Genomic DNA, 19,958 nt, shown 5'->3' on the forward strand with positions numbered 1-19,958 from the left:
TTAGTCTTATCATGATTGTTGCTGAATAGAAGCTTGAGCAGCAGCTAAACGTGCAATTGGAACCCGGTATGGGGAGCAAGAAACATAGTCTAAGCCTAGCTTTTGGAAGAAGGCGATGGAAAGGGGATCTCCACCAACTTCACCGCAAACGCCAATTTTCAAGGTGCTTTTTTGTTGTCTAGCTTTGTTCACGGCGAATTCAATTAAAGAACCAACTCCTGCAATATCTAAAGTTTGAAATGGATCTGCTGTTAATAATCCTTTTTCTAAATAAGTTCCTAAAAATTTGCCACTATCATCTCTTGAAAAGCCAAAGGTTAATTGGGTTAAATCATTGGTTCCAAAGCTAAAGAAATCAGCTTCATTGGCAATTTCATCAGCAGTTAGACAAGCTCTGGGAATTTCAATCATTGTTCCAATTTTATAGGTCATGTGACTATTTGCTTCTAAAAGAAGTTGTTGGATGAGATCTGTTAGATTTTTCTTAACAAAATGCAGTTCAGTGGCACTACCAATTAATGGAATCATAATTTCTGGAGTCATGGTGATTCCTTTTTGTTCGCTAATTAGAGCACTTTTCATGATGGCTTCAACTTGCATTTGATAAATTTCTGGATAGCTGACAGCTAGGCGACATCCACGATGACCTAACATTGGATTGGTTTCAGTTAAGTCAGCTAAGCGATTGCGAATATCATTTTCAGAAAGTTGCATTTCTTTTGCAACTATCGCAATCTCAGCTGCTGTATGAGGTAAAAATTCATGTAAGGGTGGATCTAATAAACGAATAGTCATCGGTTTACCAGCCGTAAGCGTAAATAATTCAGTAAAATCTTGCATTTGCATATCTAGCAATGAAGATAGTGCTAGTTTTCTTTGTGTTGTAGAATTTGCTAAAATCATTTGGCGCATTTTTAACAAGCGTTCCTCAGCAAAAAACATATGCTCGGTACGAGTTAAGCCGATACCTTCTGCACCAAAATCTAATGCTGTTTGGATATCTTTTAAGGTATCTGCATTGGCTCGAACGCCTAATTGTGAAAAAGCAGTTAACCAATTCATAAAGGTTTTTAATGCTGGGTTTTCAGCACTACTTTCCATCTTGAGTTCGCCAAGGTAAATTGCGCCTGTAGCTCCGTCAACAGAAATAAGATCTCCTTCAAAAAGCTGTTTATCAGTTGCATAGGTAATTCGTTTGGCTTGTTCTTGAATAAGAAATTGACCACACCCAGCAACACAACAGGTACCCATTCCTCGAGCCACTACAGCAGCGTGAGACGTCATTCCCCCGCGACTGGTTACAATAGCTTCACTAATGACCATACCTTCAATATCTTCAGGAGAGGTTTCTTGGCGCATTAAAATGATCTTTTCACCACGTTCTTTGGCAGACCGTGCAGCTTCCGTATCGAAATAAATTTTTCCAGTCGCAGCTCCAGGGCTAGCGGGAAGCCCCTTTGCAATTGGCTGGGTTTGACTTAAGGCAGTTGAGTCAAAAACAGGATGTAGCAATTTTGTAATTGTGGACGGTTCAACTCGTAAGATGGCTTCTTGTTTAGTAATTAGTCCTTCCTGCACCATATCTACTGCGATTTGAATTGTAGCTGCAGCAGTTCGTTTACCGCTTCTGGTTTGCAATAAATAAAGTTTTTCTTGCTCAATCGTAAATTCAATATCTTGCATATCACGATAATGATGTTCTAAAATATGTGCTAATTGAATAAATTCTGCATAAATATCTGGTAGTTGAGTAGCTAATTCATTTAAAGGAAGTGGTGTACGAATTCCTGCAACAACATCTTCTCCTTGAGCATTTAATAGGAATTCACCGAAGACAGAAGCTTCGCCAGTTGCTGGATTTCGAGTAAATGCGACACCTGTTCCACTTGTATTGCCTGCATTACCAAAAACCATCGATTGAATAGTTACCGCTGTTCCTAAATCACTGGGAATCTGATGGAGTTTTCGGTAAATATCTGCTCGTGGATTAAACCAAGAATTGAAGACCGCTTGAATCGCTAAGTAAAGCTGTTCTTTGGGATCTTGGGGAAATTCAGATTTAGTTGCAGCATGATAAATTTTTTGATACTCTTTTACGACTAAGCGCCAATCATCTGCGGTTAAATCAGTATCCTGCTTTATTTGTTTAGTTTGTTTTAGCTTGTCTAAGTAGGCTTCAAATTGCTTACCAGGAATTTCCATTACAACTTCACCAAACATCTGAATCAAACGTCGATAGCAATCATATGCAAATCGAGGATTGCCAGTTATGGTTGCTAAAACATCCACTGTGTGATCATTTAGGCCTAAATTTAAAATAGTGTCCATCATTCCTGGCATGGAGTGAACAGCACCGCTACGAACAGAAACTAATAAAGGATTTTTTGAATCATTAAATTTTTTCTGCATCTTAGTTTCAAGTTTGTCAATGTGTAAATCAATCTCAGTGCATAAATCGTTAGATAACTGACGCTGATGGGTAAAAAAATCGTGGCAAGCTTTAGTTGTAATTGTAAATCCAGCAGGAACAGGTAAGCCAAGGCGTGACATTTCAGCCAAATTAGCTCCTTTACCACCTAAGAGTGATTTCATTTCTTGATTGCCTTCTTCAAATAAATAAACGAATTTTGTCATGGGAAAAACTCCTTTTTTTTAGTAATATGAAACCTTAGATTTGATCGCCAATAATTAATGTTGCTGTTTCTTCAATAGCTTTATCTTTAATGTTAATTGGTTTAATGCCATAGGTATCGTAAATAGTATAAGCATATTCTAATTCTTCAGCGATGTGTTGCATATCGGAATAGGCCGTATCTTCATTTAGTCCCATTGAACGCAATCTAGATTTACGGATAGTCATTAATTGCTCTAAATCGGTTGTTAATCCAATCAAACGTTCTTTAGGAACTTGGCTAAGCTCTTTAGGTAAAGGCACGCCAGGAATTAATGGAAGATTAGCGACTTTAAATGTTTTATTAGCTAATAACATAGATAGAGGTGTCTTCGATGTTCTGGATACACCTAAAATAACATAATCAGCTTTTAAAAAGCCGCGTGGATCTTTGCCATCATCATAACGAACAGCAAATTCAATCGCTGCAATTCGATCAAAATAATCATCATTTAGTTGATGTAAGGCACCAATTTCTTCAGAAGGGTTCATCCCTGTGGTTGCATGCAGCACATGAATTAGAGGAGCCATCACATCGACAAAAAGTAGTGAACTGCGTGTACAAAAATCGGTTGTATATTGAATTAATTCTTGGTTGACTAAAGTATAGACAACGATTCCATTATTTTGTAAAGCCTCTCGTAAAATGTCTTTAAGTAAAGCTAAATTATCAACAAATGGGTACAAATTTAAATCAAAGGGGACTAAAGACGGAAATTGTGCAGTTACAGCAGAGACTACGCTTTGAGCTGTTTCACCAACAGAATCAGAAAGAATATAAATACTTTGTTTAGTTGCCATGTAAAAACTCCATTCTAAAATTAGATTTTTTAATAGTGCGCGTTAAATCAAATGTGACGTATTATATGAGATGTTTTGATTATATAGTGTGTTTTATATAAAATCAACTACTTTTTGAAAAATAGTAGCTAGTTAAAAGCAAATCGTGATAAATAAAAGGTTGATATACATAGATAGTCGGTTGGGAAATGGATAAATTCATTGCTCTTTCACTAAAAAGTGATAAACTAATAGAGTAGATATTTTTTTAAACAACTATTAATAGTACGTCATAATTGGTGGAATAGAGTGTTTTATTTAAGAGAGGTGTATAGGATGCAGACAAAAAAGGATTATTTAGTAAGAGATTGTCATGACTTTACTATCCTTAGTCATTATTTAGCATGTCGTGATTTATCAAAGTTAACCAAACGGTCCTTGTATGAGGCATGTGGTATTCAACAAGTAGATGTGATCTTAATTGCAGGGAATTGTCTGCCAATTACTGCTAAAATAGCGGCAGATGCGTATCATAATGGAATGGCAAAGGGGATTTTTGTTGCAGGTGGTCGCGGGCATACAACTGATCATTTAATGCAACATATAAAAAAAGAGTCAGCTTATCAAAAAATTCAACTAACCCGCAATCAATCAGAAGCTGAAATTTTCCAAAAAATAATATGTCAAATCTACCATGTACCCAAAAATGTTCTTTTAATTGAATCAAAGTCAATGAATGGAGGAGAGAATGCTAGTGAATCTCTAAAAAAATTCAAGGAAGTTGGAAGAATCCCAAAAACAGGTATTCTTATTCAAGATCCGACTATGCAGCGACGGTTAGCCGCTAGTTTTCAAAAAGAATGGCAAGGAATCAAGACCAAATGGATGAATTATGCACCTTTTATTCCTAGGCTTCAAGTAAAAGATCAGATACTTACTTTCCAAGAAGATGTATCAATGGGTGTCCATTGGGAGATTGAACATTACTTGTCTTTACTATTAGGGGAGATTCCTCGCTTAATAGCTTACGGTCCTGCTGGTAAAAATTATATTGCGGAGGTTGATATTCCAATAGAGGTTGTAGCTGCATATCAGCGTTTAGAAAAACGATATCCTCAGTTGATTCGCACTATGTAACTAAAAAAACCAACAAACTAATTTTAGCTTTGTTGGTTTTTTTTAGTTATTTAATTAGCTTCATATTTGAAATCAGGATCAATTTCATAATCGAGCTGATCAAAGGCTGCTTGCATTTGATCTTCTACTTCTTTGATAACCTCTTTAGTTAATTTTGTACGTTTATCAATATAAATTGGTTCACCAAAGTTAACTGTTACACGTTTTCTTGAAAGTAGACCTTTGATTGTTAGTGGTCCTTGATAGACTGCTGGTACAAGTGGTGCACCACTTAGTTTGGCAATAGTTGCTGCGCCGCCTTTTAATTCATTAGAATGTCTGGTACCACTAGGAAACATAATCAAACTGTATTGCCCATCTTTTAAATATTTAACTGGTTTTTTGATGACGCTTGGTCCAGGATTGTCACGATCCACTGGGAATGCGTGAGCATGAACCATAATCCAACGCAAAATTGGATTTTTGAATAATTCTTGTTTCGCCATAAATGAAAAAATAGTTGGCGTGCCTGCTAAAGCGAAATAGATAGGATCAAACCAAGTGCGGTGAGGCCCAACTAAAATATAAGCTTCTTCTTTAGGTATGCGGTCTTTATTGATATAACGTGAATTTCCATTTAAAAGAAATACAACAAATCGTGCTACCTGACGTATAAATCGATAGAACACATTAACTCAACCTTTCAGTATTAAAATTCAAAAATTAGAGATTTTCTTATTTAATAGTATGCAAGATATTTGTATAATTAGCAAGAAGATAATTCTTTTTTTAGAAAAATTCTAATTGACTGGCACGAAGATTTCTTATTTTGCTATAATAGACTTGAGAGAAAACAAAGGAGATTTAAAATGAAATTTATCCATACAGCTGATTGGCATATTGGCAAAAGAGTTCACGGGTTTCAATTATTAGCGGAACAGCAAGAGGTATTTCAACAAATGCTAGAGGTGGCTATTGCTGAAAAAGTAGATGGAATTGTAATTGCTGGCGATTTGTATGATCGAGCAGTTCCTCCTAGCGAAGCGGTTGCTCTGTTAAATCAAATGTTAGTTGAGTTAAATATTCAACACCAATTTCCTATTTTAGCGATTTCAGGAAACCATGATAGCCCAACTCGCTTGGAAACTGGGGGACCCTGGTATGAAAAAACGAATTTTCATTTACACACTAAGATTCAGCAAGGAATTCAGCCGGTTGTGATTGGCAATACTCAGTTTTTCTTGTTGCCTTATTTTGAGCCGATTGATGCCCGTCTTTATTTTGAAGATCAGCAGTTAGTGACTCATGAATTAGCGATGCAACGAGTGGTGGAGGAAATGAAAGCAAATTTTGAACCAGCAATGAACCATGTTTTAGTGGCGCATTTATTTGTAGCGGGGAGTTTGCGCACGGAATCAGAGACCGAAGTTACGATTGGTGGTCTTGATCAAGTATCTGCGCACTTATTTCGTGATTTTGATTACGTAGCTTTAGGACATCTACATGATCCGAATGCAACGAAAAAAGAAACCCTACAGTATTCGGGAACATTGATGAAATTTTCTGTTTCAGAAGCTAATCAACAAAAAGGGTTCAAATTAATCGAACTAATGGAAGATGGAACATTAAAAAATAAATTTTATCCCCTTCAGCCAAGTAAGGATTTACGAGTAATTGAAGGTTATTTTGCAGATTTAATTGCACCTGATTTTTATAATAACCAAAAACAGGAAGACTATATTTATGTGAAATTAAAAGATACAGTCATGATACCAAACGCTATGAACCGATTAAGGGAAGTTTATCCGAATGTTTTAGGAATGGAACGTTTAGATCGTAGTGGATTATTGGCAACCTTGAATCGACCAACTGGCGAAGTTCTACAAAAAAAAGCACCAAGTGAATTATTTAAAGAGTACTACCAAGAAGTTATTGGGGAGCCGATTTCCCAAAAACAAGAAAACTTACTAAACGAGTTATTACAAAATCTGGATTCTAAGAAAGGGGAAGGTGAGTAAAATGAGACCAATGAAATTGCAGTTAATTGCTTTTGGCCCTTATTTAAATGAAACTATTGATTTTACCTCTTTTTACAAAAATAGTATCTTCTTAATTGCCGGCAAAACTGGGGCGGGAAAAACAACTATTTTTGATGCGATGAGTTATGCTTTATTTGGTTACACAAATGGCTTAAATCGTGAACCAAAGGAAATGCGGTCAACTTTTGCTGGACCAACAGATGAAACTAAAGTAGTTTTTACTTTTTCAGCTCAAAATAAAATTTATCAAATTGAACGAATTCCTGAGCAAACATTAGCAAAAAAACGTGGAGATGGCGAACGTGTTGTTAAAGCCAAAGCAACAATCACTATTTTTGATCAAGAATGGCAGGAACTGAATCATTTTTCTAAAACTACTGAAGTGAATCAAGTAGTTCATGAGGTGGTTCAACTTGAAGATGAGCAATTTAGACAGATTATTATGCTACCACAAGGAGATTTTAGACGTTTTTTAAATGCAAATAGTAATGAAAAAGAAAAAATTTTGCGGAAACTATTTGGCACAGAACCTTATCGAGTATTTAGTGAAAAATTAAAAGAACAAAAAAAACAAGTGGCTCTACAGATCAAAGATCAAGAAAAAGAATTAGTGACAACCTTGAATCACGCTCAGTGGCAAAATGAGTTGCCAGAAATTGTAGAAACGGGACAAGCAAGAATTCAAAAAGAATTAGAATGGCTTATTGAGCAACAAGAAGTGAAAACCAAAGAATTGGCTACTTTAAAAGTGACATTTGCCACCATAACGCAAGCTGAAAAATTAGCAGATCAAGAATTACAAGAAAAAAAAGCAGTGGGAGAGCTTTTTAATGAACAAGAAGAATTAAAAAATCAGCAAGCTGTTTTATTTCTTAATTTGTCTAAAATTCAGGAATTAAAAGTAAAGATTAGGCAAGTTCGTGAAGCAGAAAAGATGCAACCTAATTTAATCCGCGAAGTAGAATTAGTTAACGAGCAAAGTTCATATGAAAAAGAGCTTGATAATCTTCAAAAGGAAGCTGGAAATCAGTCAGAAACATTGAAAGAGTGGGAATCTCTTCTAATTGAGAAAACAAAAGAACAAGCTCAACAAAGGCAACGAGAAACGCAACTTATCCAATTAAACCAACAAAAAAAATTAATTGAAGAGTATCAAATTTGTCAAAAACAAGAAAATCAATTGACTGAAAAAGTAAATGAGTTTGAGAAACATAAAGCTGAAATTCAAGAAACAGTGGCAAGTTTTCAAAGTAAAATGACGAATTTGGAACAGCAATTAGTAAGTCAAAAAGAAATTTCCAATGAAATTAATCAATTAAAAGTCCAACAAATTACGAGTCAAGCAAGTCAAAAAATAGTACTAGATCTTCTTGAATTGGATAATCAATTGCAACAAACAATGAATCAATTGGAACAGATACAGGAGTCTATTCAAGAAAAGCAATCCGCATTACTGACTGGTGAAAAAGTGTATAAAAAAATAAAAAGTAAATGGGCAAGAATTCAGATTCTGCGTCTATCAGAAGATTTGGAAGATGGGATGCCTTGTCCAGTCTGTGGATCGATTGAACATCCACTTACTCATCAAACGCAAGTGGAAACAACTGATTTAGATAAAAATGAAGCAAAGAGTGCTAGCCAACTAGAAAAAGAGTTAGAAGTTGCAGAAGCTGATTTGACAATCTTACGAGAAGAATTAGCCGGATTGAAGAGTCAGCAAGTCTTTCTAATTAAACAAAAAGATATTCAACAAGATTCTCGAAATAAACAAGAGTCTCAATGGTTAGAAAATCAGATTATTCAAACATTAACAGTCACTTCATTACCAGAGCAGCAAGCAACATTAACAGCCAAACTGGAGACAATTGGTAGCCAACTATTAACGTTACAGCATCAAAAGATTTCAGAAAGTGACCTGCAGCACCAGTTACTAGAAGTGAAAACTAATTATGAACGTACAATAGAAGAGTTCGATTCTGTTACGAATCATTTGAAAATAATTTGGCAACAACAATTAGAAACAAAAGGGAAATTAACGCAGTTTAAACAGCAAATTCCCGAAGAACTTCTTGAAAATGGCGTATTTGTAACTAAAATTCAACAATTGGAAGAAGCGATAGTAAGTTGGTCAAAAGAATTTCAAAAAATAGAGTCAACAAAACTTGTTTTAGAAGATCAATTGAAAAAAAATGAGTATCATCAGCAACATGTGCTTGCCCAATTGAATAAAAATCAAATCCAACTGAAACAATTGAAACAGAAAATTCAAGATAGGATTCACCAATCTAGCTTTTCAACTTTAGTTGAGGTGGAGGAAGCCTTAGCGCAACTGGATGAAGCTGTTGTTTGGGAGGCAGAAATTGCTCAATTTGAACTGGAGGATTATCGTTTAACACAGCGTTTAAGTGAATTAGCACAACGTTTGGGACAGCAGGAAAAACCAGATTTGGTTCCATTGGTTGAGAAATTAACAGAGTTGCAACAAAAGAAAGAAGTGATGCAACGAGACTTGATTACAAATGAACAAGTATTAAGTCAGAATAGTCAAGTTGTTGAGGAAGCAACAGCCATTACAGCATCAATTCAAGATCAATGGCAATTGTTAACCGAAATTACTACGTTATCGGCAGTTGCAAGTGGAGACAGCGACCAGAGTAAGATGGGCTTTGAGCGATATGTTTTAACGTATTTCTTAGAAGAAGTTTTGATTGTTGCCAATGAACGTTTGCAGCAGTTGTCGAATAATCGCTATTTATTTGACTTAAATCGGCAAGAGGGATCTCGTAAAACAGATACTGGACTTGAAATTAACATTTATGATGATAATGCTGGTGGAATTAGAAATGTGCGAACTTTATCTGGTGGAGAGAGCTTTATTGCAGCGTTGTCGTTATCGTTGTCATTATCGGAAGTTGTGCAACAATACGCGGGTGGAATTCAGATTGAAACGATGTTTATTGATGAAGGATTTGGGTCATTAGATGAAGATGCGCTAGAAGAAGCGATGGATGCCTTACTTCAAATCGAAGGAACAGGTCGATTATTAGGAATCATTAGTCATGTAAAAGAGCTAAAAGAACGAATTCCAGATAAACTACTAGTTGTTTCTTCAGGGACAGGGAAGAGCCAGATTAAAATTAGCCACTTGGACTAATGAGAATATATTCAGGTTTCTGAAAAGCCAATAAAAATTGATTGAATATCGTCTTATTTCTAATTAAATTAGTGTAATTTTTTCAAGAATAGCGTACAATGGTGAGATAGGAAAAAATGTCATAAATAGAAATTTTATTGGATTGATTGGAAGAAAGTAGGAGAAGTTTGAATGAAGTGGAGCATACCAGAACGAATTATTGATCGCGGCAGAGTTTATGTAGCAGAAAAAAGAGTGCTTTCAATTACGCCATTTTTAGAAAAAAAAATATGGACAGCTGAAGTGATGGGAAGCGAAATCTATCATGTAGAACTAGATGGTACTACAAGGGAATCTGATTTTTGCGAATGTACCTACTGGAAAGATCATGGTTATTGCAAGCATACGGTTGCTGTCGAATTAGCGCTAAAAGAACAAGGTGTTAGTCGGATTATGACAGTGGAGAATGCAGAGAAAATGGCAGCGGTATTGCCAGATCCTGGTCAAGAGCTAACAGAATCTTTTACTAGAGTTTTCTTGAATGAAAATCGTGAAAGCTTTTTAACGACAGAAGAAAAATCAGAACTGTTATTAGAATATAAAATTGAAATAAAACCGACTAGCAACTCTTTGATTCGTAATAATGATGAAGTTCTAGCTTTAAGTTTAAGAGCCGGTGCGGATAAATTATACATTGTTAAAAATATTATGGAATTTTTTGAAAGCTATAGCAATCAAGGTTCGTTCAATTTAAATCCAAGTCAACTACTTGATTTTAAGCAAACTCAATTAAGCGAAGCCGATCGTTTAATTTTAAACTTTTTACAAAAACAAGCGGCTTCTAACGAAATGATGGGCGTTGGCAATAAAGATGCAAAATCCATTTATAACAATGATCGTTATTTAGTGATTGCACCAATTTTAGCTGAAGAAACAATTCAACTGATTCAAGAAACAGGGAAACTTCAGTTTTTTGTGGGAGAAAGCAAGTATAAACAGATGCTTTTTGTAGAAGAACAATTGCCTATTTCATTTGAATTGTTTCAGCAAAAGGGTAAAGTATTCTTGTATATCAATAATCAAATGACTACTCATTTAAAAGCCTACCAATGGTTTATTTCAAAACATGCTATTTTTCAACCTTCAAAGGAACAATTACGTGCATTTCAGCCACTACAGAATTTTCTACAGCGTTATGACGGGACGGAAGTAGCAATTGACCCAGTAAATATGCCTGATTTTACAGCATATGTATTACCTTTATTAGCAAAAATCGGGGATGTATCAATTGACGATACGATTCAAGATGCTTTTATTCAAGAACCTTTGAAAGCTAAAATTTATTTTACGTATCAAAAGGATGCTGTACATGCCACTGTTGATTTTAACTACAAACATTTAGTATTATCAACTAATGAAGCTCATAATCAGCTAGGGGAAGACAATATTCAAGTAATTCGTGATAGTCAAAAAGAATTGAAGATCTTAAATTCATTAAAGCAATTTGATTATCACCGTGATGAAACAAGCTATGCCAAGCGGATGGTACGAGACGAAGATTTCTATACATTGTTTACAAAGGAAATCCCTTTTTTAGAACTTGATGCAGAAGTTTATGTCGATGATTTATTAGATAGTATGTTTTTAGATCAAATCGATCCTGAAACATCGATTGATGTCCAGAATGAAGGAACATTATTGGATGTTAAATTTGATATTAAAGGCATTACGCCAGATGAAGTAGACCAAGTATTAAAAAGTTTGATTGAAAAACGGTCATTTCATAAACTAGATAATGGTGTACTGCTTTCGTTGGAAACAGAGGCTTTTCAACAAGTTAGCGAAGTTTTGGCTGAATTACGTGTAACAAAGGATTTTCATAATGGAACCATTACTTTACCTAGTTACCGAGGATTAGAAATTCAAGAAACAATTGGTTTAGAGGAAAGTAATAAGCGTAAATTATCTCGAAAATTTAAAAATTTAATTGAGGATTTAAGTAATCCAGAAGATTTTGAAGCCACTATTCCGAAAGGTCTACATGCTGATCTAAGACCTTATCAAGTGACTGGGTACAAATGGCTGAAAATGTTAGCGAAGTATGGATTTGGCGGAATTTTAGCGGATGATATGGGATTAGGGAAAACCATTCAAGTGATTACCTTTATTTTATCTGAAGTTGAAGAAAACGGGACGAATGCTCCGTTTCTGATTGTATCTCCAGCTTCTCTTACGTATAATTGGCATCATGAAATCAAAAAATTTGCCCCTCAATTAGAAAGCTTTGTTATTACTGGGAGTGCAGAAGAGCGTCAAAAAATGATTGAAGAAGCAGGAAGTAACCAGATTTTGATTACGTCTTATCCAAGTTTTAGGCAAGACGTTGAAAGTTATAAAAAGCAAAAGTTTAGCACATTAGTGTTAGATGAATCCCAGATGGTTAAAAATTATCACACTAAAACAGCTCAAGCATTGCGGGAGTTGACGATTAGAAAACGTTTTGCCTTAAGTGGAACCCCGATTGAAAATAAAATTGAAGAATTATGGGCAATTTTCCAATTAATTATGCCTGGATTTTTCCCAGCAATGAAGCAATTTAAAACATTGCCTTATGAGCAAATCGCTCGAATGATTCGTTCATTTGTATTGCGTCGAATTAAAAAAGATGTTTTAAAAGAACTACCAGATAAGATTGAAACAGATTTGTATAGTTCAATGACAAAAGAACAAAAAACAGTATATTTAGCGTATTTACAACGAATTCAAGATAGTGTTCGTCAAATGAGCGGTGATGATTTCAAAAGAAATCGTATTGAAATATTAGCTGGATTGACTCGATTGCGTCAAATTTGTTGTGATCCACGACTCTTTATTGACAATTATGAGGGTGATTCTGGTAAATTAGAACAACTAAAAGAACGTTTACAGACAGCAAAAGAAAACGGTCAAAGAGTTCTGTTGTTCTCTCAATTTACATCTATGTTGGCAATTATTGAAAAAGAATTAGCATCTGAGGGCATTGAAACCTTCTACTTAAGTGGTCAGACTAAGCCAAAAGAGCGGATTGAAATGGTGAACCGATTTAATGAAGGAGAGAAGGAAGTTTTCTTAATTTCTTTAAAAGCTGGTGGCACAGGTTTGAATTTAACTGGGGCAGACACCGTTATTCTCTACGATTTATGGTGGAATCCGGCTGTTGAAGAACAGGCTGCAGGTCGTGCACATCGTTTAGGGCAAAAGAAAGTGGTACAAGTTTGGCGTTTAATTGCAGAGGGAACAATCGAAGAAAAAATTAGTCAATTGCAACAAGAGAAAAAAGCTTTATTTGATCAAGTTATTACGTCAGAAGGCAATGATCCAAAACAATTAACTCAATTAACCGAAGCAGATATTCGTGAAATCCTAAATATTGGAGATTAAGTTCCATAGATAGTGTATTTTATTTGAGGAGTGAAATGGATGGTTAGAAAAGAAGTAAATTTGTTAGTAAAAGAAGTAAAAAATCAAAAATATTCCTCTTTGAATTCACAACAGTTGACCTTGTTACTGGAAAATATTGGGAATCCAGATGGAGCTACCCGTGATCAAGGTGTCTATACAGCTTTTTATTTAGCGGTAGAGCAAGACTGTTTTTCAATTCAACAATTGAATCAGCTAACCAATCTACTTGTATCATCTGACTATTTGATGAGAGAAGGCAATGAATTAGAGGATGATACGGTATTCTGGCGTAGTTTTAGTAGTTTGTTTTTAGCAACTATTCTTGATTATGATCGTACAAAGCAAGCTTTCCTATCCGCCAAGCAACTGTCTACAATCAGTCTGTCCTTATGTTTCGTACTAGCATTAGAGCAAGACTCACGGGGATATATTGATGAAGAAAAAGGCTGGGCACATGCTTTTGCACATTACGGTGAATTGATGGCGGGGTTAGGACGGCATCCTTTAGTAACCGAAGCTGATTTGGCTTTAATGATGACAAGTGTCGTTCAAAAATTGGCAGCTTTTCCAGATGGTTTTCAATTTGGAGAAGAAGAACGTCTTGTAAAGGGACTTATCCCAATTTTAAATCGAAGTACTGAATTAGAGCAAAGTTTTATTCGCCTAATTCAAAAACATCAACTACAGCTAGCTTCAGTCAATGAAAAAAATAATTTGACGTATTTGAATCGTTGGTATAATACAAGACGTTTTTATCAACAGTTAGTATTAGCAGCTGAGATACCAAGTTCGATTAATTTTATCGTTCAAAAATATTTAACTTCATAAAATGAAAAACCAGTCACTTTTAAATTTTGAGTGACTGGTTTTTTAAATGAAATTCATAAAGTTTAGTTCATCTGTTACTTGAATTCCAGCTTGTCTAAATAAAGCTGTAGTCAATCCCGCACCATCGATTTTTTTGCCAGAAAAACTTCCATCATAAACGAGTGTTGATCCACAAGAAGGACTGTTGGCTTTTAAGATAACTAATTGAATATTGTGTTGTTGAGCTTGTTTTAATGCAAGCAATGCACCATTTTTAAAAGCTTCTGTAACATCAATTCCAGAAAGGGTCACAATTCTTGCTTTTCCCAGCCAAACATCCTTCGCGGTGCCTCCACTAATCTCAGCAGGTTCTCGAGGCGTACCCAATCCACCTAACACTTCTGGGCAAAAATGAATTGCTTTACCATCATTAACTAATTTCTTTAATGATGGAACTAAAGTGGAATCTCCATCATATCGACAGCAAATTCCAGTCAGACAACTACTGATTCCAATCATTTTTATTTCCTCGTTTCGTTTTTTATCAGTATAACATTTATGATTAAATTAAAGTGAGTTTTTAAGTGAAAAAGACTTATTTTAATTTGCGGAAAATTTCATGAAAATATAAGGAGAGCCATTAAGAAAGCCTTTTTTTACAAAATAAGTTTTGTTATACTAATGCTTGTGTGAAAAAAGTAACTTGATGGAAGGATTTGTCAAATTTTGATTAATGCAATTGTTTTTGATGTTGATGATACACTTTATGACCAACAAGCTCCATTTAAAAATGCTTTAACCCGTTGTTTTCCAGATTATATTCCAACTTTAGATGTAACTAAAGCCTATATCCGTTTTCGTTTTTATAGTGATGAAACATTTTGTCGCTATATCTCTGGGGAATGGACATTAGATGAGATGCGTTTTAATCGAATTGCTGAAGTTTTACGTGAAAATGGACGAGCAATCACTAAAGAACAAGGCTTAACATTTCAAGAAGTTTATGAAATGGAGTTGGATCAAATTCAACTTTTACCGGAAGCAGAACAAGTCTTAGACCATCTAGCGAAAAATGATGAGATCCAGTTAGGTATTATTACAAATGGACCAACAGACCATCAAATGAAAAAAATTAAACAATTAAATTTAGAAAAATGGATCAAACCAGAAAATATGATTATTTCTGAAAGTTCAGGGTTTGCCAAACCTGATCCTCGTATTTTTGATTTAGCAGCAGATGTTTTTAATTTGGAAGCAAAAAAAACACTGTATGTTGGGGACAATTATGACAATGATGTGAATGGTGCGAAAGAAGCAGGGTGGCAAGCTTTATGGTTTAATCACCGTGAGCGTCAACAGCCAGTTAGTGATTGGCATTGTGATGCTGAAGTTAGCTGCTTTGATGAATTGCCAAAAGAAATTATAAATTGGATTAAATAGAAAAAGTGAATGTGCATTATGCACATTCACTTTTTGGTTTCTAGACGGTTATTCAGTAACAGTAACGTTTCTAAAAGTAAAATCAGAACCTAATAAATGACTTTCTAAACCTTTAACAGTTGGACGTTGCAGATAATTTGTCGTTCTTTGATACAAAGGCTGGAAAGCAGCATCTTCAAATAAAATCTTTTCAGCTTTTAAGAAAGCCGCATAACGTTTTTCAGGGTTATTGGCATTTACTGTTTTAGTGTCTGTAATGAGGTTTTGGAATTGTTCATTTTGATACTTACCGTAATTATAAGCGGCACCTGTTTCAAATAAAATAAAGAATCCTGTTGGATCGATATCTCCAGCAATCCAACCAGCAGTTGCTAAATCAAATTTCCCTGTGCGGCGTTGTTCTAGGGCTACATTTTTAGGCACACTACGAATAGAAATAGTTAAACCTTTTAAGTTCTCACTAAGACTACTTTGGATATATTCTCCTAGTTTTTTCTCCATTGCATCATCAGAAGTTACGAGCTCTAATGCGACAGTATCCCCTAGTTCTTTTTTTGCCAACTCCCATTCTTTTTTCGCTTCAGTTAAATTATAATCAAGGAATGAGCCATTTTCTTTACGGAAGTCCTCACCAGAACTAGGATTTTTCGCTAAGTTTGTTGGGATTAAACCACCTAATGGTTTTGATCCATTAGCAACAATATTTTCTGTAATAGCTGAACGATCAATAGCTAAAGAAATAGCCTTACGCAAATTACTGTTTTTTAATGGTCGATCTCCAGCAGCATTATAACTCAAATATTGTAAAGCCAATTCTTGTTTTCTAACTAAATCTGGATTGCCTTCATTTTCTTTGGCATAATCTCCAACTAAAGTAGTGACATCCAAATCACCGGCTTCATATAATTGAACTCCAGTTGATGTTTCTTTAATAACAGAGATATTGACTTTATCTAAAGAGACATTTTTCTTATCATGATATAGTTGATTTTTTTCATAATTCCAATCTGTAGCACCATCTTTCCAGTTAGTTAAAGTAAAGGGACCATTATAAAGGATTTTATCCGTATCAAGAGCGTAGTTATCACCCTGAGCTTCAACAAATTTTTGATTTTGTGGATAGAACCAACCAATGGCAACTAAACTGAGGAAAGAAGGTTGAGGAAGTTCTAGATTGACTTGTAATTCATAATCAGAAATAGCTTTAACACCTAGTTCATCCAATTTTTTTTCACCGGCGGTAATAGCTTTAGCATTTTTTATATTAGCAAATAAATAAGCATTAGGTGCTGCGCTAGCTGGATCAACAATTTTACTCCAAGCATAGACAAAATCATTTGCAGTGACGGAATCGCCATTAGACCATTTAGCATCTTCTTTTAATTTGAATGTATAGGTTAAGCCGTCAGGGCTGATTAGAGCATCCTCTTTAGCTAAAGCTAGCTCTAACTCATTCTTCCCATTAAAACGATACAAACCTTCAAAAATTTGTTCAATAACAGTAAATGTATTGCGATCAGTTGCTTTTGTTGTATCTAACGTTGTGATTTCAGCAGGTACACTCACGCTGATTTCTTGTGGAATATTTTTGGTTGTCGTTGTACCACTTTTTCCATCAGTCCCTTTTGTTGTAGAATCAGTTGAATTATTCCCACATGCTGCTAAAATACCAATAATTGCAACTAGGCTTAAACTTAATTTCCATTTTCTCATTTTCCAAACTCCTCCATACATATATTTGTGCTTTTCTAAGACAAAAAAAACGCCTGTCAAATCTAGTTATTACTAGAAAGGACGAGCGCATAAACGTCGTGTTACCACCTTGATTTATAAGAATAGAATTCTTACCTCAGCCAGTTCTTGAAAAATATTCGTCAAACTGTCGCAAGGTAACGGTTGCATCTCCGTAACAATTTAAAAGCTAAGCTACTCAATTGTTAAACTCAAAGGCCATTTTCAGAACTAAATTCATTACCTTTTTTCAGCAAACAAAGGCTCTCTAAAAATGTCATTAGTCTTACTTTCCTTCTCAAAGTCATCTGATATTCATTTAATTGCCATTAAAAAAACACTATTTTTTAATCTTAGGAATATCATAACAAATCCCTACAACGCTTGTCAACTGTCTTTTTTTATAAAAAAAATATAGTATCTCGTTACATAATCAGTTACACTAAATGAATATAAATTAGAATAAAATGAGAGAGAGAGGCTTTGTGTATGTATCCTAATTTAGTTCGTCGTTTTATTCACTACGCTAAAATTGAAACACGTTCGGATCCAACAAGCTTAACAATTCCAACAACGATTTCACAAATAAAGTTTGCCGAAATATTAGTTATGGAGCTCATCCAACTAGGATTAGTAGAAGTATCCTTAAATACTGAAAACGGCTTTGTTACAGCGATACTTCCAAGTAATATATCAGAAAAAGTTCCAACCATTGGATTTATCGCACATTTAGATACTGCTGATTTTAACGCAGTTCAGATTCAGCCGCAAATCCATCCAAATTATGATGGGAGTATTTTAACTTTGAATGAAGAGTTAGGAATTTATTTGAATCCTAAAGAATTTCCTAATTTGCATAATTATCTTGGTGAGACATTGATTACGACTGACGGAACAACGTTATTAGGTGCAGATGATAAAGCGGGTATTGCCGAGATTATTACTGCAATGGACTATTTACTTACCCATCCCGAAATAAAACATGGGACAGTTAAAGTTGCTTTTGGACCTGATGAAGAAATTGGTCGGGGAGCAGATTTATTTGATGTTCTTAAATTTTCTGCTGATTTTGCGTATACAATTGATAGTGGAACAGTTGGACGACTAGAATTTGAAACTTTTAACGCTGCAGAAGCAAAGATTGAAATCAAAGGGAAAAGCGTTCATCCGGGAACTGCAAAAAATCATCTTATTCATGCATTAAAATTAGCTTATCAGTTTGATGCGACTTTGCCACAAGGAGAAGTGCCAGAAAAAACGGCTGGTTATGAAGGTTTTTATTTGTTAAATTCATTGGAGGGAACAGTTGAATCAGCTAGACTAAATTATATTATTCGGGATCATGATCAAGCTACCTTTTTAGCGCGCAAAAACTTCTTTCAAGAAATGGTCGTAAAAATGAATCAAGAATTAGGAGAGGAAAGAATTTTTCTGACTCTTAAGGACCAATATTATAACATGGGTGAGATTATTCAGCGTGATCCATCAATCGTTGCATTAGCTGTGGAAGCCATGGAGCGAATTGGCATTCAACCTATCATTGAACCCTTTAGAGGAGGGACAGATGGGTCTAAAATTTCCTATTTGGGTTTACCCTGTCCTAATTTATTTACAGGCGGGGAAAATTTTCATGGACGTTATGAATTTATCAGTACAACAAGCATGGAGAAAGCCACTGCAACTATTATCGAAATTTGTCAATTAAATGCAGAAAAACAGCGTTAATTTTTGGGAAGTAAAGAAACCACTTGCAACTTTAAAGAATTCATAGTACAATAATAAACGGTGTAAAACACCAACTAATTTCACACCTTAGAGGATGTTATGGATTGGTGCTTGACTTGTTCAAGTTTCCTGACAGTTGAATCTGAGGGAGGAAAATAAAAAACCATATTGGAGGAAAATCATCATGGCAGTAATCTCAATGAAACAATTGCTAGAAGCAGGTGTTCACTTCGGTCACCAAACACGTCGTTGGAACCCAAAAATGAAACGTTACATCTTTACAGAAAGAAACGGAATCTACATTATTGACTTACAAAAAACAGTTAAATTAGTAGACGAAGCTTACAACTACATGAAAGATGTTGCTGAAAATGGCGGAATCGCGCTATTCGTAGGAACTAAAAAACAAGCTCAAGAAGCTGTTAAAGACGAAGCTATCCGTTCAGGTCAATACTTTGTTAACCACCGTTGGTTAGGTGGAACATTAACAAACTGGGATACAATTCAAAAACGTATCAAACGTTTGAAAGAAATCAACAAAATGGAAGAGGACGGAACTTTTGACCTTTTACCTAAAAAAGAAGTTGGTATCTTAATGAAACAACGTGAACGTTTAGAAAAATTCTTAGGCGGAATCCAAGATATGCCAAGAATTCCAGACGTAATGTTTATTGTTGATCCTCGTAAAGAACGCATTGCTGTTCAAGAAGCTCACAAATTAAACATTCCTATCGTTGGGATTGTTGATACAAACTGTGATCCAGACGAAATTGATGTTGTTATTCCAGCGAATGATGATGCAATTCGTGCCGTTAAATTATTGACAGCTAAAATGGCTGATGCAATGATCGAAGGACGTCAAGGTGAAGATGAAGTTGTTGAAGAAACTTTCGTTGCTGAAACAGTAACTGAAGGCGCAGAAACTGTTTCAATCGAAGAAATCGTTGAAGTAGTTGAAGGCGACAACGCTGAATAATCAACCAATATAACTTTTAGGCTGTCTCGAGTAAAGAGAGAAGTGAGAGCGACTTTTTACGAAGCGGCGTCATTTCTCTTTTAGAGATAGCCTATTTTT

13 protein-coding genes and 1 other annotated feature are annotated in these 19,958 nt (G+C 35.1%); of the genes, 8 read left to right on the plus strand and 5 right to left on the minus strand.

Annotated elements, in window-relative coordinates; all coding sequences use genetic code 11:
* Nucleotides 1–9: 9 nt before the first annotated feature.
* Nucleotides 10–2,634: a pyruvate, phosphate dikinase gene (gene ppdK, locus BR43_RS18250; RefSeq protein ID WP_034564613.1), complete on the minus strand. Its 2,625-nt coding sequence runs from the start codon at nt 2,632–2,634 to the stop codon at nt 10–12.
* Nucleotides 2,635–2,668: 34 nt separating this feature from the next.
* Nucleotides 2,669–3,472: a pyruvate, water dikinase regulatory protein gene (locus BR43_RS18255; protein WP_034564616.1), complete on the minus strand. Its 804-nt coding sequence runs from the start codon at nt 3,470–3,472 to the stop codon at nt 2,669–2,671.
* 315 nt (nt 3,473–3,787) lie between these two features.
* Here BR43_RS18255 and BR43_RS18260 point away from each other — a divergent pair, with 315 nt between their 5' ends.
* Nucleotides 3,788–4,588: an ElyC/SanA/YdcF family protein gene (locus BR43_RS18260; protein WP_051934034.1), complete on the plus strand. Its 801-nt coding sequence runs from the start codon at nt 3,788–3,790 to the stop codon at nt 4,586–4,588.
* 50 nt (nt 4,589–4,638) lie between these two features.
* Here the strand turns inward: BR43_RS18260 and BR43_RS18265 are convergent, their stop codons facing one another.
* Complete coding sequence (locus tag BR43_RS18265; RefSeq protein ID WP_034564618.1) at nt 4,639–5,256, minus strand: lysophospholipid acyltransferase family protein; 618 nt, start codon at nt 5,254–5,256, stop codon at nt 4,639–4,641.
* Nucleotides 5,257–5,436: 180 nt separating this feature from the next.
* Between BR43_RS18265 and BR43_RS18270 the strand changes: the two genes are divergently transcribed.
* The 4 genes from BR43_RS18270 (at nt 5,437) to BR43_RS18285 (ending at nt 14,008) form a co-directional block, all read left to right on the plus strand.
* Complete coding sequence (locus BR43_RS18270) at nt 5,437–6,585, plus strand: exonuclease SbcCD subunit D (protein ID WP_034564620.1); 1,149 nt, start codon at nt 5,437–5,439, stop codon at nt 6,583–6,585.
* A gap of 1 nt (nt 6,586) precedes the next feature.
* A complete protein-coding gene (locus tag BR43_RS18275; protein ID WP_034564622.1) occupies nt 6,587–9,760 on the plus strand; it encodes an AAA family ATPase in 3,174 nt (1,057 codons plus the stop codon).
* 171 nt (nt 9,761–9,931) lie between these two features.
* Nucleotides 9,932–13,159 (plus strand): DEAD/DEAH box helicase, encoded by a 3,228-nt coding sequence (locus tag BR43_RS18280; RefSeq protein ID WP_034564624.1) that lies wholly within the window; start codon nt 9,932–9,934, stop codon nt 13,157–13,159.
* Between the two features lie 39 nt (nt 13,160–13,198).
* The gene (locus BR43_RS18285) at nt 13,199–14,008 is read left to right on the plus strand and encodes a DUF2785 domain-containing protein (protein WP_034564626.1); all 810 of its coding nucleotides are present in this window, start codon (nt 13,199–13,201) and stop codon (nt 14,006–14,008) included.
* A 42-nt stretch (nt 14,009–14,050) separates the two neighbouring features.
* On the opposite strand, the gene BR43_RS18290 is transcribed toward BR43_RS18285, so the two are convergent.
* Nucleotides 14,051–14,506, minus strand: coding sequence for a 2-thiouracil desulfurase family protein (locus BR43_RS18290; RefSeq protein ID WP_034564628.1), 456 nt, complete (start codon nt 14,504–14,506; stop codon nt 14,051–14,053).
* Nucleotides 14,507–14,716: 210 nt separating this feature from the next.
* Between BR43_RS18290 and BR43_RS18295 the strand changes: the two genes are divergently transcribed.
* A complete protein-coding gene (locus BR43_RS18295) occupies nt 14,717–15,427 on the plus strand; it encodes an HAD family hydrolase (protein ID WP_211252976.1) in 711 nt (236 codons plus the stop codon).
* A gap of 48 nt (nt 15,428–15,475) precedes the next feature.
* On the opposite strand, the gene BR43_RS18300 is transcribed toward BR43_RS18295, so the two are convergent.
* Nucleotides 15,476–17,140: a peptide ABC transporter substrate-binding protein gene (locus BR43_RS18300; RefSeq protein WP_034564633.1), complete on the minus strand. Its 1,665-nt coding sequence runs from the start codon at nt 17,138–17,140 to the stop codon at nt 15,476–15,478.
* Between the two features lie 74 nt (nt 17,141–17,214).
* Nucleotides 17,215–17,469 (minus strand) — a binding site (T-box leader).
* A gap of 178 nt (nt 17,470–17,647) precedes the next feature.
* Here BR43_RS18300 and pepT point away from each other — a divergent pair.
* Both pepT and rpsB read left to right on the plus strand, forming a co-directional pair.
* Entirely contained in the window at nt 17,648–18,883 is a 1,236-nt protein-coding gene (pepT, locus tag BR43_RS18305) for a peptidase T (RefSeq protein WP_034564635.1), read from the plus strand.
* 184 nt (nt 18,884–19,067) lie between these two features.
* Nucleotides 19,068–19,859: a 30S ribosomal protein S2 gene (rpsB, locus tag BR43_RS18310; protein WP_034564637.1), complete on the plus strand. Its 792-nt coding sequence runs from the start codon at nt 19,068–19,070 to the stop codon at nt 19,857–19,859.
* Nucleotides 19,860–19,958: the final 99 nt, after the last annotated feature.

Origin of the sequence: Carnobacterium gallinarum DSM 4847, assembly GCF_000744375.1 — a bacterium.
Taxonomy (GTDB): Bacteria; Bacillota; Bacilli; order Lactobacillales; family Carnobacteriaceae; genus Carnobacterium; species Carnobacterium gallinarum.

Coding starts and splice junctions, on each gene's coding strand:
- BR43_RS18270 (WP_034564620.1), top strand. CDS start 5,437: ATGAAATTTATCCATACAGCTGATTGGCATATTGGCAAAAGAGTTCAC.
- BR43_RS18285 (WP_034564626.1), top strand. CDS start 13,199: ATGGTTAGAAAAGAAGTAAATTTGTTAGTAAAAGAAGTAAAAAATCAA.
- BR43_RS18255 (WP_034564616.1), bottom strand. CDS start 3,472: ATGGCAACTAAACAAAGTATTTATATTCTTTCTGATTCTGTTGGTGAA.
- BR43_RS18280 (WP_034564624.1), top strand. CDS start 9,932: ATGAAGTGGAGCATACCAGAACGAATTATTGATCGCGGCAGAGTTTAT.
- BR43_RS18300 (WP_034564633.1), bottom strand. CDS start 17,140: ATGAGAAAATGGAAATTAAGTTTAAGCCTAGTTGCAATTATTGGTATT.
- BR43_RS18290 (WP_034564628.1), bottom strand. CDS start 14,506: ATGATTGGAATCAGTAGTTGTCTGACTGGAATTTGCTGTCGATATGAT.
- ppdK (WP_034564613.1), bottom strand. CDS start 2,634: ATGACAAAATTCGTTTATTTATTTGAAGAAGGCAATCAAGAAATGAAA.
- pepT (WP_034564635.1), top strand. CDS start 17,648: ATGTATCCTAATTTAGTTCGTCGTTTTATTCACTACGCTAAAATTGAA.
- BR43_RS18275 (WP_034564622.1), top strand. CDS start 6,587: ATGAGACCAATGAAATTGCAGTTAATTGCTTTTGGCCCTTATTTAAAT.
- rpsB (WP_034564637.1), top strand. CDS start 19,068: ATGGCAGTAATCTCAATGAAACAATTGCTAGAAGCAGGTGTTCACTTC.
- BR43_RS18260 (WP_051934034.1), top strand. CDS start 3,788: ATGCAGACAAAAAAGGATTATTTAGTAAGAGATTGTCATGACTTTACT.